Below are 13,871 nucleotides of genomic sequence, written 5' to 3'. Positions count from 1 at the left end.
TGGCCCTCGAGCCCCTCGCGGCGCGCCAGCGTCATAATGCGCTCCCCGTCCCGCAGGAGCGCCTCGCGGCTGTACGAGATGAGGCTCGAGCGCTTCAGGAACGTATCGACGCCGAGCGGCGAAAAGAACCGCGCCGTCCCGCTCGTCGGCAGCACATGGTTCGGCCCGGCGAAATAATCGCCGACCGACTCCGCGCTGTACGGCCCGAGGAAAATCGCGCCCGCATGCTCGATGCGCCCCAGAAACCCGAGCGGATCGGCCACCATCAGCTCGAGATGCTCCGGCGCCAGCCGATTGCTGATCGCCGCCGCTTCCTCGAGCGACGCCGTCAGCAGCACCGCGCCGTGCTGCCGGATCGACGCCTCCGCGATGTCCCGCCGCGGCAGCAGCGCCAGCTGGCGCTCGACCTCCGCCTGCACCGCTTCCGCGAGCGCGCGCGACGGCGTCAGCAGCACCGCCGACGCCATCTCGTCATGCTCCGATTGCGAAAGCAAATCCGCCGCGATATAGGCGGCGTTCGCCCCCTCGTCGGCGATGACGACGATCTCGCTCGGCCCGGCGATCGAATCGATGTCGACGACGCCGTACACGAGCCGCTTCGCCAGCGCGACGTAAATGTTGCCCGGCCCGACGACCTTGTCGACCGCCGGAATCGTCTCCGTGCCGTACGCGAGCGCGGCGATCGCCTGCGCCCCGCCGACGCGGTACACCTCGGTGACGCCCGCTTCGGAAGCCGCGACCAAAATATACGGGTCGATGCCTTCCTTCCCGCCCGTCGCCGGCGGCGTCACCATCACGATCTCGCGCACCCCCGCGACCGCGGCCGGAATAATATTCATCAGCACCGAAGACGGATACGCCGCCTTCCCGCCAGGAACGTAGACGCCTACCCGCCCAAGCGGCCGTACCAGCTGGCCGAGCGTCGTGCCGTCCGGCTGGACGTCGACCCACGACTGCTTCCGCTGCTTCTCGTGATACGCGCGAATGTTCGCCGCCGCCGCCCGAATCGCGTCGAGGAACGCCTCGTCCACGTCCGCGTACGCCGCCGCGATCTCCTCCGGCGTTACCCGCAGCCGGTCCGCCGTCAGCGAGACGCGGTCGTGCTCCGCCGTGAACGCCAGCACCGCCCGGTCGCCTTCGGAGCGCACCCGCTCGACGATATCGCGCGCCGCCGCCTGCTGCGCTTCGTTTTCCGTATCGATGCGCCGATCGAGCCGAAACTCCTCCGGTCGCAATATCCGTAAATTCATGCCCACACGCCCCCTGTCACGCCCGTACCGCGATCGCCGACGACAGCCGGTCGCACAGCGACTGCACCGCTTCGCTCTTCATCCGGTAGCTGACGCGGTTCGCGATCAAGCGGCTCGTAATGTCGAACATCTTTTCCATCTCGACGAGCCCGTTTTCCCGCAGCGTCGTGCCCGTTTCCACCATGTCGACGATTCGGTCGGCGAGCCCGATGAGCGGCGCCAGCTCGATCGAGCCGTTCAGCTTAATGACCTCGACCTGCTGCCCCCGCTCGCGGAAATACTTCGACGCCACGACCGGATATTTCGTCGCCACGCGCGGATGCAGCGTAGGCTTCCAGTCCGGCAGCCCGATGACCGACATGCGGCAGCGCGCGATGCCGAGATCGAGCAGCTCGTAGACGTCCCGATTGTCCTCGACGAGCACGTCCTTCCCGACGATGCCGAGATCCGTCACCCCGTACTCCACGTACGTCGGCACGTCGACCGGCTTCGCCATAATGAACTCCATCGCGAGCTCCGGCACCGGAATGATCAGCTTGCGCGAGTCGTCGAGATCGTCCGGCAATTCGAAGCCCGCTTCGCGGAACAGCTCGGCGGCCTTCTTATAGATGCGCCCCTTGGGCATCGCGATGCGCAACGTCTCTTCCTTCTTCATGTTCGAAAAGGCCCCCTCACCCGAACGTAATCACCTGTTCGTACAGCTGTCCCCGGAACGCGAAGCGTCCGTCCGCGCCCGACGTCACGTCGCGCAGCTCCGCCGCGTCGTCCACCTTCGCCGTCGTCACCGCGGCGCCGTCCCCGCGCGCGCGCAGCTCGCTCGCGTGGCGCAGCGCCTCCTCGCGCTTCGCCGTCGCGTACGCGACCAACACGCGAGGCGCCGCGCCCGCGTCGCCCGCGCCGTTCGCCGCGACGTACTCCAAGATTCGATTCGTCTTCAGCGAAAACCCCGTCGCCGGCGCCGGCCGCCCGAACTGGCCGAGCAGATTATCGTACCGGCCCCCGCTGAGCACTGGGAAACCCAAGTCGGAAGCGTAGCCCTCGAACGTCAGTCCCGTATAATAATTAAAATCGCCCGTCATCGTCAGATCGATCAGCACGTCGCTGACCGCCTCGTACGCGCTGAGCACCGCCCAGACGTCGCATAGATGCCGGATCGCGGCCTGCGCCGTCGGACTTCCCGACAGCGCGAGCGCCTGCTCGCACACCTCCTGGCCGCCCCGAAGCCGCAAAATCCCTTCGAGCTCCCGCCGAACGGCCTCCGGAACGTCCAACGCGCGCAGCGCTTCCCGGTACCCGACGTAATCCCTGCGCAGAAGATGGTTTTTCAGCGCTTCCTGCGCCTCGACCTGACCCGGCAGCGTCTCGTCGAACAGGCCGTGCAGGAAGCCGACATGGCCGATCGCGACGCGGAATTTCCGCACGCCCGCCGCTTTCAGGCAAGCGATCGACAGCGCGATCGCTTCCGCGTCCGCCTCCGCGCTCGCGTCCCCGACAAGCTCGACCCCCGTCTGGAAAAACTCCGAGTTGCGTCCCGCTTCTTCTTCGATCGCGCGGAACACGTTGGCGTGGTACGCGAGCCGAATCGGCAGCGGCTCATCCCTTAGCAGCGAAGAGACGACGCGCGCGATCGGCGCCGTCATATCGGAGCGCATGACGAGCGTCGTCCCCCATCGATCCAACAGCTTAAACAGCTTCTTATCGCTCGTCGCGCTCGCCACGCCTACGGTATCGTAAAATTCTAACGTCGGCGTCATAATTTCGCGGTAACCCCAGCGCCGCATGCACGCCATTACGTTCGATTCAATGCGGCGGAGCCGCTCCACCGCCTCCGGCAAATAGTCGGTGACGCCGACCGGCTTCTCGAACACCTTCGGTTTCGACACGTCCGTCCCGCTCCTTCTCGTTTCGTTCCCATCGCGGCGGTGAAGCGGCCTGCCGCCCGAGTCCGCGTGCATTCGTCGGACCCGCTCCGGCCGCCACTCGCTTCACCACATTAAAGTGCTACCATATTAGCAAACGAAAGCGTTTATTCGTTATATTATCACGCGGCATGGGAGGCGTCAACCGCACAGCCGCCCTCTTTCAATCCTGCGAACGCCTTATTCGGATCGGCCTTCCGCGGCGTCCCGCATCGTCCCCAGGGGACGCAGCGGGTTGCCGCCGACGAAGGCGCCGGGCTCTACGTCCTTATGTACGACCGAGCCCGCCGCTACGACCGCCCCATCGCCGATGACGACGCCGGGCAAAATCGTACAGTTCGCGCCGATCATCACCTCGTCGCCGATGACGACGTCGCCGAGCCGATATTCCCGGATCAGGTACTCATGCGTCAGAATGGTCGTATTGTATCCGATGATGCAATTGCGCCCGACCTTGATCCGCTCCGGGAAAAACACATCGGGCATCACCATCAGCGCGAACGATGTCTTTTCGCCGACCTGCATGCCGAGCACCCGGCGGTAAATCCACCGCTTCACCGACAACAAAGGCGTATACCGGGAAAGCTGGATAAAAACAAAATTCCGCACGGCTTTGACGAAGCTCACCGTGCGGTACACATGCCATAACGCGTTCGCCGCCCCCGAGGGCGCCGGATAACGTTCCAATCGTCTCATCGCGCTTCATCCTTCGCCCGGCTTACGATCGCCGGCAGCTCCCGAATATCTTCGATCCAATAATCCGGCTCGCAGCGCATTAGGTCTTCCTTGCTCTTGATCGACCACGCGACCGCCGCCGAGCGGACGCCGGCCGCCCGCGCCGCGAGCAAATCTCCCGCGCTGTCCCCGACCATGAGCGTCTCTTCCGGCGCCGCGCCCATAGCGGCAAGCGCCTTCTGCACGGGCTCCGGATGCGGCTTCGCGTGCGTCACGTCGTCCAAGGAGACGATGTGCTCGATGAAGCCGTCCATGCCGCACAGCTTCAGGCCCATCTCCGACGTCTTGCGAATCTTCGTCGTGACGACGCCCATCCGCACGCCGGCCCCGCGAAGCTCGGCCATCACCTCGACGACGTGCGGGTAGCCGCGGACGAGCGCGTCGTGATGCGCCCAGTTGTATTCCCGGTACAAGCCGATCAGCTCTTCGACGTCTTCGTCCCCCGACATCCCTGCCGTCTCCCGAAACATATCGTGGAGCTTATTGCCCATGTACGGCGTCAGCGTCTCCCGGGAGATCATCGGCCAGCCTTTGCGCTCCCATACGTACTCGAACGAACGGAAAATCAATTCGTTCGTATCCAATATCGTGCCGTCCAAATCAAACAGAACCGTTCGAATCATGCGTATCGCTTCGCTCCCGTCTTTCTCCCGTCGTCGCGCCCGCTTCGCCGGCTTCCTCCGCCGCATGCTCCGTGCCCGTCTCGGCGTTCGGCGCCGCGGCGACGTCCTTCGTCGAGCGGATCGGATCCGAATACCGCTCCGCCGAATAGCCCTTCGCCCTGCGGAACAGGATCAACGCGATCGCGCCGAGCACGCATAATACCGCTACGAGCTGCGAAATCCGGATGTTGCCGTAGTCCATCTTTCCCGGAGGCGCCATCAGCAGCATCGGGGACCATAAAGCTTCCAGCAAGTTTTCCAGCCACTTCGGGCCGTCGAACGCCAAGGAATCGGTCCGCAGCCCCTCAATAAAGAACCGTCCGATCGAGTACCAAATAAAATAACTGAGCAGCAGCTCGCCCGACCGGACGAACGGCAGCCGCCGCAAGCCGAACAACAGCAGCAGCCCGGCAACATTCCATATGGATTCATATAAGAACGTAGGATGACGATACACTTCTTGAATGTACATCTGCTCGACGATGAAATTCGGCAGACGCAGCGCCTCCCGCAAGAACGCCTCCGTCACCGGGCTGCCGTACGCCTCCTGATTGACGAAGTTGCCCCAGCGTCCGATCGCTTGACCGACGATCAAGCTCGGCGCGCAGATGTCGGCGATGCGCCAGAAGCTGTATCCCTTATGCCGGATATAAAGATATCCTGAAAGCAACGCCCCGATCAACGCGCCGTAGATCGCGATGCCGCCCTCCCAAATGCGAAAGACCGAGAGCGGATCGTGCTGATAGTCCTGCCAACGGAACGCCACGTAATAAATTCTTGCGAAGATGACCGACGAAGGGACGCCGATCAAGAGCAGATCCATGAAGAAATCGGGCACGATGCCGAACCGCTTCCCCTCGCGTACGGCCAACGCCAATCCGACCAAGGCGGCCGTGCCGAGAATAATGCCGTACCAATGCACCGTAATCGGCCCTAGACGGAACGCGATCGGATCAAGCGCCAACGTGTGAATCATGCCAAGATTCTCCCCTCGTTATTCCACTTCGTCGTAGTCTTCCGCGATCGTCTCCGTAAGTCGGTTCGTAAATTGCTGCGCGGCGTTGTAGCCCATTCGCTTCAACCGGTAGTTCATCGCCGCCACCTCGATAATGACCGCAAGGTTCCTGCCCGGGCGTACCGGGATCGTCACCAGCGGCAGATCGGTGTCGATGATGCGCGTCTTCTCCTCGTCGAGGCCGAGCCGGTCGTATTGCTTGTCCTGCTGCCACGTCTCGAGCCGCGCGACGACGGAAATTTTCTTGAAATTGCGCACGGCGCCCGCCCCGAACAGCGTCATGACGTTAATGATGCCGAGTCCGCGGATCTCCAGCAGGTGGCGAATCAAGTCCGGCGCGTTCCCGTGAAGCTCGTTATCGGCCGTCTGGCGGATTTCCACCGCGTCGTCGGCGACGAGCCGGTGGCCGCGCTTCACGAGCTCCAGCGCCGTCTCGCTCTTGCCGATGCCGCTCGAGCCCGTGATCAGCATACCGACGCCGTAAATATCGACGAGCACGCCGTGAATCGTCGTGGACGGCGCCAGCCGGTTCTCCAAATACCCCGTCAAGCGGCTCGCGAACATCGTCGTCGTCATCGGGCTGCGCAGCAGCGGGATCTCGTGCGCGTTCGCCGCTTCCAACAGCTCTGCCGGCACCTCAAGGCCTCGCGTCACGAGCAAGCACGGGGTATCGCTTTGGCACAGCGCCTCGGAACGCTCCCGGCGCGTCGCGCCCGTCAGCGTCTCGAAGAACGACATTTCCGTTACGCCGAGCAGCTGCACACGTTCCTTCGCGTAATAATTCGAATATCCGGCCAAGACGAGGCCCGGCCGGTGCAAATCGGCCACTTGGATCGGCCGCTGGAGGCCTGCCTCCCCGGCCAGCACTTCCAATGCGAAATGCTTTACCAAGTCTGCGGCTTTCACTTTTTTCGCCATAGTGTGAACGTCTCCCATACGATGAGCAGTTGACTCCTTTTCCCATCGTATCGGAAACCCCCCGCGAAATCAACCGAACCTGGATCCTTCCTTCGCTTCCGGCTCGAGGGGGACCCATATTTCCAGCTCCGACGTCGGGTCGTTCTCGCGGTATCGGTCATCGTACGCCTCCACATCGAAGCCGCACCGCCCCGTCGGGAACGTTCCGTTCGCCCCGCCGGCCGCCGGCCACGCCCGCGCGCGCTCCCCGCTCTCCGGCAGCCAGACGCCATAGACGTAATCGAACGTCTCCTGCAGCCGCTCCGTCGACCCGATATGCGTCGCCGCCGCATAACGTCCCCCGGGGATCGTCAGCGCGACCATGCCCTCGGGCGCGATTCCTTCGCCATCCGTCTCGATGCACGCCACGTACGTGAACGCGCCGGCGCGACCCTCCATGCCCGGTTCGTACAACTCGACGCCGAACGCCATGCCGCCTCGCTTGACGTTCGGCACGCCTTCGCACATGGCGGCGCATCGGGTCCACGCCTCCGCGATGTTCCGATCCTTCGCGACGTCCGTCCGCACCGCAACGCCGACCGCCGTCGTCGCCTGCCGTTCCTTGATGATTACCTTCATCGTACCCGCTCCTCCTCGACCTCTCCGATAGTCGCCAGGGGTGACGCCGTACTTCCGCTTGAACGCCCGAAGGAACGTCTCCGGCGACGCGAAGCCGCACGAGAGGCCGATATCGATCAGCTTATCGTTCGTCCGCTTCAACGCATATCCCGCCGCCTGCAGCCTCCGGTCCCTGACGTACTCGGCCAACGTCACGCCCATCCACGCCCGGAACAATCGGTGAAAATGGAAAGCCGAGCAACCGACCGCCGCCGCGACGTCCTCCAAGCGGACGTCTTCGTCGAGCCGTTCGTCCACGTACTGCTTCGCCGCCAACAGCCGCGCCAACGTTTCGTTCATTGTACGCCCTCCTCCCCCGGTCGAATTTATCGTATCCGTTCGCGAGCTCGACGTCTTGATGTTTCTTGCTCTCCCTGCCGAAAATGCAAAAGAAGCCGCCCCTCCCGGGACGGCTTCGAAGCGATTCTTACAAGAATACGTTCTTTTCCGTTTCTTTGTCGAACACATGCGCTTTGTTCATGTCGAACGCAAGGCGCAGGTTCGAACCTTCCTTCACGCCTGCACGGCCGTCGACGCGAGCGATGATCGACTCGTTGCCGATGCCTGCAAGGTACAAGAACATCTCGTGACCGAGGTTCTCCGCGACTTCGACGTTCGCGTTCACGATGCTGTTCGGGGACGCCTCGAGGAAGATCGGCTCTTGGTGGATGTCTTCCGGGCGAACGCCGAAGACGACTTCCTTACCGACATAGCCCTTCTCGCGAAGCACCTTCGCGCGGCCTTCCGGGAATACGATGTTGACGCCGTTCGCCTTGAAGCGAACTTCGCCGCCTTCTTCGGACAACGTACCGGCGATGAAGTTCATCGACGGCGAGCCGATGAAGCCCGCTACGAACATGTTCACCGGGTAGTTATAAACTTCTTCCGGCGTCGCGGCTTGCTGAATGAAGCCGTCCTTCATAACGACGATCCGGCTGCCCATCGTCATGGCTTCCGTCTGGTCGTGCGTTACGTATACGACCGTCGTCTCAAGGCGCTTGTGCAGCTTCGAGATTTCGGCGCGCATCTGTACGCGCAGCTTCGCGTCGAGGTTGGAAAGCGGTTCGTCCATCAAGAACACTTGCGGTTCGCGAACGATCGCGCGGCCCAAGGCGACACGCTGACGCTGACCGCCGGAGAGCGCTTTCGGCTTGCGATCGAGCAGATGCTCGATGTCGAGAATCTTCGCCGCTTCGCGGACGCGCTTATCGATGTCGGCCTTCTTGAACTTGCGGAGCTTGAGGCCGAACGCCATGTTTTGATATACGTTCATGTGCGGGTAGAGCGCGTACGATTGGAATACCATCGCGATGTCGCGATCCTTCGGAGCGACGTCGTTCACGACGCGGTCGCCGATGTAGAGCGTACCTTCCGAAATTTCTTCCAAGCCGGCGATCATCCGAAGCGTCGTCGACTTGCCGCAGCCGGACGGGCCTACGAGCACCAAAAATTCTTTATCCGCGATATCGAGATGGAAATCGGAAACGGACGGCGTATCGGACCCTGGGTATCTCTTATAAATGTGTTCCAAGCGTACTCCTGCCATGATCAGTAGTCCCCCTTGCACATATTGGTTAACTTGATACCCTCATTCTACCTCAGCGAGGGACAGTAGACTATGCACAAGGTTCACAAAAAATTTATTTCCTTTTCGTTACTTTATACAAGAGCAAGGCCAACCGCACCAATACCGCATGCTCGAAGTCGCGGACGTCCATGCCGGTTTCCTGTTTGAACTTGTCCAGCCGGTAAAGCAGCGTGTTCCGGTGGATGTAAAGGCGCTTAGCGGTGTCGCTGACATTGCAATTATCGGTAAAGAACGCTTCGAGCGTCTGCAGCATCTCCGGTTCGAACACCGGCTCCGACCGGCGAAGCACCCCTTCCATGAACTTGCTCTTGGCCCGCTTGGGCACCGCGTCCAGCAGCGTCTCAAGTCTCAGCTCCCAGGGGAGATGAATATAAGACGCATGCCGGAAGGCGCGCCCGAGCTCGATCGTCTCCCGTAACGTAACGACGGTTTGAATGAGGGACGTGCCCGGGGAGAACGGGTACGTCGCCGCGACGTGACATTCGCCGACTCCTTCGCTCGCCGCCATATCCTGCAGCCCCGACGCGATCGCGGCCAGCGATTCCTCCAACGACTCCTCTTCGCCGTCCCGCTCCTCGGCCAGCAGCGATTCGTCGCCCAAAATCAGCCATTGTCGATTATGTAATGGGACTAAGACGACGTCGGCCTCGAAGAACGAACGGAGCAGCTTCATCAGCTCGGCGTAAGGCGCGAGCTGCCGTTCCGTCTGATCGCCGTACATAAGCAGCGGCACCTTGACGCCTCTTAACATCGGCCAACGCGCCAGCGCCTCCGGCAGGTCGGCGTCGTGATCGCCTTGCTCGATGCGCTCCATAATCCATTCGGACAGCATCGCGGACAATCGTTCGTCCTCGCTTATTCCTTTGCGAACCGCGCCGCCCCGCTCAATCTCGAGCAGCATGGCCACGAGCTCCCGCTCGGCGGGCGTCAATTCGCCGTGTACGACGAGCCGCACGCCGGCGGCGACGACGGTCCCCTTTTCCCCATCGTACGTTCGCTCTTCTCCCGCCTCTTCGGCGGTCACCCGTTTCCCGAAGATCGTCTCGAGCTTCTTGCACAGCTGTTCCAGTTCCATCTCCGTCTCCTCGCCAGCCTCTTCTTTACTCTTATTGTAGCACGTCTACCCAAGGGTTAGGAGGAAAAGGATCGAGAGCAGCGAAAATACGGCGCCGATAAGATACAGGAACGAGACCGTCTGACGTTGGGTCAGTCCCCAGTGCAGCAAGCTGTGATGCGTGTGCAGCTTATCGGCGCGATGCAGGCCCCGTCCGGAGAGCAGCCTTCTGGAGAATACGATCGCCGTATCCATAATCGGTACCCCTAGCGCCAACAGCGGCACGAACACGGACAGCACCGTCGCGCTCTTCAGCGTCCCGTCGACGGCGATGACGGCCAGCGCAAACCCAAGGAACGTCGCCCCGGCGTCTCCCATAAACATCTTGGCGGGATAGAAATTGTACGCTAAAAATCCAAGCGCTCCGCCGGCGACGATCGCCGCGGCCGCTGCGGTAGCGTCCTGACCCTTCAGCAAAGCCACGACGAGCAGCGTCAGCGAGGAAATTACCGCGATGCCCGATGCGAGGCCGTCGACCCCGTCGATAAAATTCATCATGTTGATCATGGCGAAAATCCAGAGCATCGTAGCCGCCGCGCTTGCGATATCGCCGAACATCCACATCCCTTCGCCTCCGAACCGGATCCCCGCGATGTCGATGCCGAACCATAGCGGGACGGCGGAGACCGCCGCGTAAACGATTACGCGCGGCCAAACCGGGAATTCGCGCCCTTTGGTTTTATACGCGTCGTCGACGAGACCCGTCGCCACGAGCGCCGCGCCGCCGATGCCCAGCGCCGCCGTCAACGGCGTCCATCCGATTAAGATATATAAAGCTGCCATGCAGCCGGCGTAAATCGCCAGTCCGCCCATAAGCGGTATTGGCTCTCGGTGGATTTTCCGCGGCGACGGCCGATCGACGAAGCCTCTCCGCAGCGCCGCTTCGCGGATCGGGGGAACCATGGTGTATACGGTGCCGAGAGCGGTCAAGAGAGCAATCACATAGCGCAGAGCGTTCACCCCTTTTCGTTATGCCTAGGTTTACCGGAATGGTTTCGCAGGATACCGGAAATAATTAGGCACAGCTATAAGGAGGCTGATCGTTGTGCACTTGGCTTACGGAACCGGCGAGCTGCTCGTCTCATGGCCGGCTGGAGCGGAGCCCGACCTAATCTCGTACGCGGCGCGCGCCCTTGACCCTTCGGCCGCCGAAGCCGCGCTCCGCCGGGCGGTTCGCGAGCCCGTCGCTTCCGAGCCGCTTTCGCGACTTGCCGCCGGTCGGCGCGAGGCGGTCATCCTGGTGAGCGATGTGACGCGGCTGTGCCCGACGGCCGAAATTTTGCCTCATCTCTTAGACGCGCTGAACGAAGGCGGACTGCCGGATTCGCGCATCCGCGTCGTCGTCGCGCTGGGTACGCACCGAATGCAGACGGAAGCGGAGCTCCGGGACATCGCGGGGGAGGCGTTCCGACGCGTCGCCGTGGTCAACCACTCCGCGGCGCCCGAGGATTGCGTCGAGCTCGGCACTACCGCCCTGGGAACCCCCATCGCGCTGAATCGAATCGTTGCGCAAGCCGATCTGCGCATCGCCGTCGGCAACATCGAGCCGCACCGTCTCGTCGGCTTGTCCGGGGGCGGGAAAGCGTTGTTTCCCGGCGTCGCCGCCGCGCCGTCGATCGAACGCCACCATGCGCTGTCCCGGCGATTCGCCGCCGTCCCCGGCTACGACGACAACCCGTTGCATCGCGATATCGAAGAGGCCGTCGCGATGTGTCCGGTTCATTTCCTGTGTAATGTCGTCGTCGACCACCGGCGGCGTCTGCTCGGCGTCTTTGCCGGCAGCCTTACGGAGGCGCATCGACAGGGCGCGCGGTTCGCAAGGGAGCAGTTTCTCGTACCGATCGGCCGGCGTTACGAACTGGTCGTCGCAAGCGCGGGAGGCGCTCCGAAAGATATGCAGCTGTATCAGGCGATCAAGTCGTTGGAAAACGCCGCCGGCTTCGCCGCGCCCGGTGCGCCCATTCTGCTCGTCGCCCGCTGCCAAGAAATTTACGGCAACGGAACGTTCCAGTCGTGGGCGGAGACGCACGCCGATCGCGAGCGAGCCGTACAGCGCTTGAAGGAACGCTTCGTGCTTGGCGCGCACAAGCTTCGAATTCTCCATGACATCGTCGCTAAGCATCCCGTTTCTTTATATTCGGACATACCGGCTCCCTTGGCCGAGCTGTTAGGGTTCCGACCGGTCGAGGACGTGCAGCGGTGGATCGAGCACCACGTTCGGCCCGGCGTCCGCGCGGCCGCGATGCCGTGCGCCGCTTTGACGTACCCGCACCCTTAAGTCTTGGCGAAGCCGAGCGTTATCGGGTATAATCGTTCCAGAATGGGAGGGAACCGCAATGAATCATCTGGATACGATTATGGAGCACAACCGCAGTTTCGTCGAAGAGAAGAAGTACGAGGAATTTTTAACGACGAAATTTCCGGACAAGAAAATGGTCGTCCTCACCTGCATGGATACTCGCCTGATCGATTTGCTGCCGCGGGCGATGAACCTTCGCAACGGAGACGCCAAAATCATCCGCAACGCCGGAGCGATCGTAACCCAGCCGTTCGGCAACATCATGCGAAGCATTCTGGTCGCCTTATACGAACTCAACGCGCAAGAGGTTTTTGTCGTCGGGCACCACGAGTGCGGCATGACCGGCCTGAACGCCTCGAAAATTATCGAGAAGGCCAAGCACCAAGGCGTGTCCGACAATACCATCGAGACGTTAATGCATGCGGGCATCGACCTGGAGCGCTGGCTGACCGGTTTCGATAATGTGACGCAGGGCGTCATGAAGAGCGTTCAAATTATCCGCAATCATCCGCTGCTCCCCGCCGGCACGCCGGTGCACGGCCTGATTATCCATCCCGAAACAGGCAAACTAGACGTGTTGGTCAACGGTTACGAATAAGGCCCTATTGAAAAAGAGACGCGCCCCGGCCGTGATGGTCGGGGCGCATTCGTTATGCCAGGATTAACGTAAGAAACGCCCTTTCGTCGACCGAAAGGGCGTTACATTGCGTTATTCATATTTATGGTGAGCCATGAAGGACTCGAACCTTCGACACCCTGATTAAAAGTCAGGTGCTCTACCGACTGAGCTAATGGCTCAAAAGGTGGTGGAGGATGATGGATTCGAACCACCGAACCCGTAAGGGAAGAGATTTACAGTCTCCCGCGTTTGGCCACTTCGCTAATCCTCCACGATGGTACATATGGTGGCTTGGGACGGAATCGAACCGCCGACACATGGATTTTCAGTCCATTGCTCTACCGACTGAGCTACCAAGCCTTGTAATAAAAAATAAAATGGCGGAGCCGACGGGATTCGAACCCGCGGTCTCCTGCGTGACAGGCAGGCATGTTAGGCCTCTACACCACGGCTCCGCGATAAAATATTGGTTGCGGGGGCAGGATTTGAACCTACGACCTTCGGGTTATGAGCCCGACGAGCTACCGGACTGCTCCACCCCGCGATAGTTACATGGTGGGCGCTGACGGGATCGAACCGCCGACCCTCTGCTTGTAAGGCAGATGCTCTCCCAGCTGAGCTAAGCGCCCTGGGTATGAAAGTGGTAGCGGCGGAGGGGATCGAACCCCCGACCTCACGGGTATGAACCGTACGCTCTAGCCAGCTGAGCTACGCCGCCACGAAATAAAGTTTGTCCATTCCTTCGATGATGAAGGGAATGGCGGAGAGAGAGGGATTCGAACCCTCGCACCGCTTACGCAGTCTAACCCCTTAGCAGAGGGTCCCCTTGAGCCACTTGGGTATCTCTCCAAAGCCACAGGAGCGTCTTTGTCCCCTGAAAACTGGATGCGAAACTGAGTATACTACACATCCGGCCTGCAGCACAAACGGTAAGTTTATGCCGCAGAGCAATGATTTGGATAAGTCCTCGACCGATTAGTACTCGTCAGCTGCACGCATTGCTGCGCTTCCACCTCGAGCCTATCAACCACGTCGTCTACATGGGGTCTTCAAGCAGGGAAATCTCATCTTGAGGGGGGCTTCACGCTTAGATGC

Annotated in this window: 13 protein-coding genes, 8 tRNA genes and 1 rRNA gene; 2 read left to right on the top strand and 20 right to left on the bottom strand. The window is 61.4% G+C overall.

Annotated elements, in window-relative coordinates; translation table 11 throughout:
- The 11 genes from hisD to VEZ38_RS02185 form a co-directional block, all read right to left on the bottom strand.
- The coding region (gene hisD / locus VEZ38_RS02235; RefSeq protein ID WP_324891523.1) for a histidinol dehydrogenase at positions 1 to 1,250 on the bottom strand (1,250 nt) is incomplete at its 3' end.
- A 16-nt stretch (positions 1,251 to 1,266) separates the two neighbouring features.
- Positions 1,267 to 1,905 carry an ATP phosphoribosyltransferase gene (gene hisG, locus VEZ38_RS02230; RefSeq protein WP_324891521.1) on the bottom strand — a complete coding sequence of 213 codons (639 nt, stop codon included), beginning with the start codon at positions 1,903 to 1,905 and terminating at the stop codon, positions 1,267 to 1,269.
- A gap of 16 nt (positions 1,906 to 1,921) precedes the next feature.
- Positions 1,922 to 3,133: an ATP phosphoribosyltransferase regulatory subunit gene (locus VEZ38_RS02225; RefSeq protein WP_324891519.1), complete on the bottom strand. Its 1,212-nt coding sequence runs from the start codon at positions 3,131 to 3,133 to the stop codon at positions 1,922 to 1,924.
- A 216-nt stretch (positions 3,134 to 3,349) separates the two neighbouring features.
- Entirely contained in the window at positions 3,350 to 3,865 is a 516-nt protein-coding gene (locus VEZ38_RS02220) for an acyltransferase (protein WP_324891517.1), read from the bottom strand.
- Positions 3,862 to 4,527 carry a pyrophosphatase PpaX gene (gene ppaX, locus VEZ38_RS02215; protein WP_324891515.1) on the bottom strand — a complete coding sequence of 222 codons (666 nt, stop codon included), beginning with the start codon at positions 4,525 to 4,527 and terminating at the stop codon, positions 3,862 to 3,864. Before ppaX ends, VEZ38_RS02220 begins: the two co-directional genes overlap by 4 nt.
- Entirely contained in the window at positions 4,505 to 5,542 is a 1,038-nt protein-coding gene (gene lgt / locus VEZ38_RS02210; protein WP_324891513.1) for a prolipoprotein diacylglyceryl transferase, read from the bottom strand. Before lgt ends, ppaX begins: the two co-directional genes overlap by 23 nt.
- A gap of 18 nt (positions 5,543 to 5,560) precedes the next feature.
- Positions 5,561 to 6,499 (bottom strand): HPr(Ser) kinase/phosphatase, encoded by a 939-nt coding sequence (gene hprK / locus VEZ38_RS02205; RefSeq protein WP_324891511.1) that lies wholly within the window; start codon positions 6,497 to 6,499, stop codon positions 5,561 to 5,563.
- A 69-nt stretch (positions 6,500 to 6,568) separates the two neighbouring features.
- The gene (locus VEZ38_RS02200) at positions 6,569 to 7,456 is read right to left on the bottom strand and encodes an AraC family transcriptional regulator (protein WP_324891509.1); all 888 of its coding nucleotides are present in this window, start codon (positions 7,454 to 7,456) and stop codon (positions 6,569 to 6,571) included.
- Between the two features lie 127 nt (positions 7,457 to 7,583).
- Positions 7,584 to 8,702 carry a sn-glycerol-3-phosphate ABC transporter ATP-binding protein UgpC gene (locus VEZ38_RS02195; RefSeq protein WP_324891507.1) on the bottom strand — a complete coding sequence of 373 codons (1,119 nt, stop codon included), beginning with the start codon at positions 8,700 to 8,702 and terminating at the stop codon, positions 7,584 to 7,586.
- A 94-nt stretch (positions 8,703 to 8,796) separates the two neighbouring features.
- A complete protein-coding gene (locus VEZ38_RS02190) occupies positions 8,797 to 9,819 on the bottom strand; it encodes a helix-turn-helix domain-containing protein (RefSeq protein ID WP_324891505.1) in 1,023 nt (340 codons plus the stop codon).
- A gap of 45 nt (positions 9,820 to 9,864) precedes the next feature.
- Positions 9,865 to 10,800, bottom strand: a complete 936-nt coding sequence (locus VEZ38_RS02185; RefSeq protein ID WP_324891503.1) for an MraY family glycosyltransferase — start codon at positions 10,798 to 10,800, stop codon at positions 9,865 to 9,867.
- Positions 10,801 to 10,903: 103 nt separating this feature from the next.
- Between VEZ38_RS02185 and larA the strand changes: the two genes are divergently transcribed.
- Together larA and VEZ38_RS02175 are read left to right on the top strand one after the other, a co-directional pair.
- Entirely contained in the window at positions 10,904 to 12,136 is a 1,233-nt protein-coding gene (gene larA, locus VEZ38_RS02180) for a nickel-dependent lactate racemase (protein WP_324891501.1), read from the top strand.
- Positions 12,137 to 12,194: 58 nt separating this feature from the next.
- The gene (locus VEZ38_RS02175; RefSeq protein ID WP_324891499.1) at positions 12,195 to 12,755 is read left to right on the top strand and encodes a carbonic anhydrase; all 561 of its coding nucleotides are present in this window, start codon (positions 12,195 to 12,197) and stop codon (positions 12,753 to 12,755) included.
- Positions 12,756 to 12,879: 124 nt separating this feature from the next.
- Here the strand turns inward: VEZ38_RS02175 and VEZ38_RS02170 are convergent.
- From VEZ38_RS02170 to VEZ38_RS02130, 9 genes are all read right to left on the bottom strand, one after another.
- Positions 12,880 to 12,955, bottom strand: a tRNA-Lys gene (locus tag VEZ38_RS02170).
- A 6-nt stretch (positions 12,956 to 12,961) separates the two neighbouring features.
- Positions 12,962 to 13,047 (bottom strand) — tRNA-Tyr (locus VEZ38_RS02165).
- A gap of 13 nt (positions 13,048 to 13,060) precedes the next feature.
- Positions 13,061 to 13,136: transfer RNA gene (locus tag VEZ38_RS02160), tRNA-Phe, on the bottom strand.
- 18 nt (positions 13,137 to 13,154) lie between these two features.
- Positions 13,155 to 13,231 (bottom strand) — tRNA-Asp (locus VEZ38_RS02155).
- A 12-nt stretch (positions 13,232 to 13,243) separates the two neighbouring features.
- Positions 13,244 to 13,320, bottom strand: a tRNA-Met gene (locus VEZ38_RS02150).
- Positions 13,321 to 13,329: 9 nt separating this feature from the next.
- A tRNA-Val gene (locus tag VEZ38_RS02145) sits at positions 13,330 to 13,405 on the bottom strand.
- 12 nt (positions 13,406 to 13,417) lie between these two features.
- Positions 13,418 to 13,494: transfer RNA gene (locus VEZ38_RS02140), tRNA-Met, on the bottom strand.
- Between the two features lie 40 nt (positions 13,495 to 13,534).
- A tRNA-Ser gene (locus tag VEZ38_RS02135) sits at positions 13,535 to 13,625 on the bottom strand.
- Between the two features lie 106 nt (positions 13,626 to 13,731).
- Positions 13,732 to 13,871 (bottom strand): 23S ribosomal RNA (locus tag VEZ38_RS02130); the annotation flags it as partial.

This window comes from Paenibacillus sp. (genome assembly GCF_035645235.1).
In the GTDB taxonomy this organism is placed as follows: domain Bacteria; phylum Bacillota; class Bacilli; order Paenibacillales; family YIM-B00363; genus Paenibacillus_AE.
This window is presented reverse-complemented; position numbering and strand designations above follow the sequence as displayed.

Coding starts and splice junctions, on each gene's coding strand:
- VEZ38_RS02175 (WP_324891499.1), top strand. CDS start 12,195: ATGAATCATCTGGATACGATTATGGAGCACAACCGCAGTTTCGTCGAA.
- hisG (WP_324891521.1), bottom strand. CDS start 1,905: ATGAAGAAGGAAGAGACGTTGCGCATCGCGATGCCCAAGGGGCGCATC.
- lgt (WP_324891513.1), bottom strand. CDS start 5,542: ATGATTCACACGTTGGCGCTTGATCCGATCGCGTTCCGTCTAGGGCCG.
- VEZ38_RS02195 (WP_324891507.1), bottom strand. CDS start 8,702: ATGGCAGGAGTACGCTTGGAACACATTTATAAGAGATACCCAGGGTCC.
- VEZ38_RS02190 (WP_324891505.1), bottom strand. CDS start 9,819: ATGGAACTGGAACAGCTGTGCAAGAAGCTCGAGACGATCTTCGGGAAA.
- hprK (WP_324891511.1), bottom strand. CDS start 6,499: ATGGCGAAAAAAGTGAAAGCCGCAGACTTGGTAAAGCATTTCGCATTG.
- VEZ38_RS02200 (WP_324891509.1), bottom strand. CDS start 7,456: ATGAACGAAACGTTGGCGCGGCTGTTGGCGGCGAAGCAGTACGTGGAC.
- VEZ38_RS02220 (WP_324891517.1), bottom strand. CDS start 3,865: ATGAGACGATTGGAACGTTATCCGGCGCCCTCGGGGGCGGCGAACGCG.
- ppaX (WP_324891515.1), bottom strand. CDS start 4,527: ATGATTCGAACGGTTCTGTTTGATTTGGACGGCACGATATTGGATACG.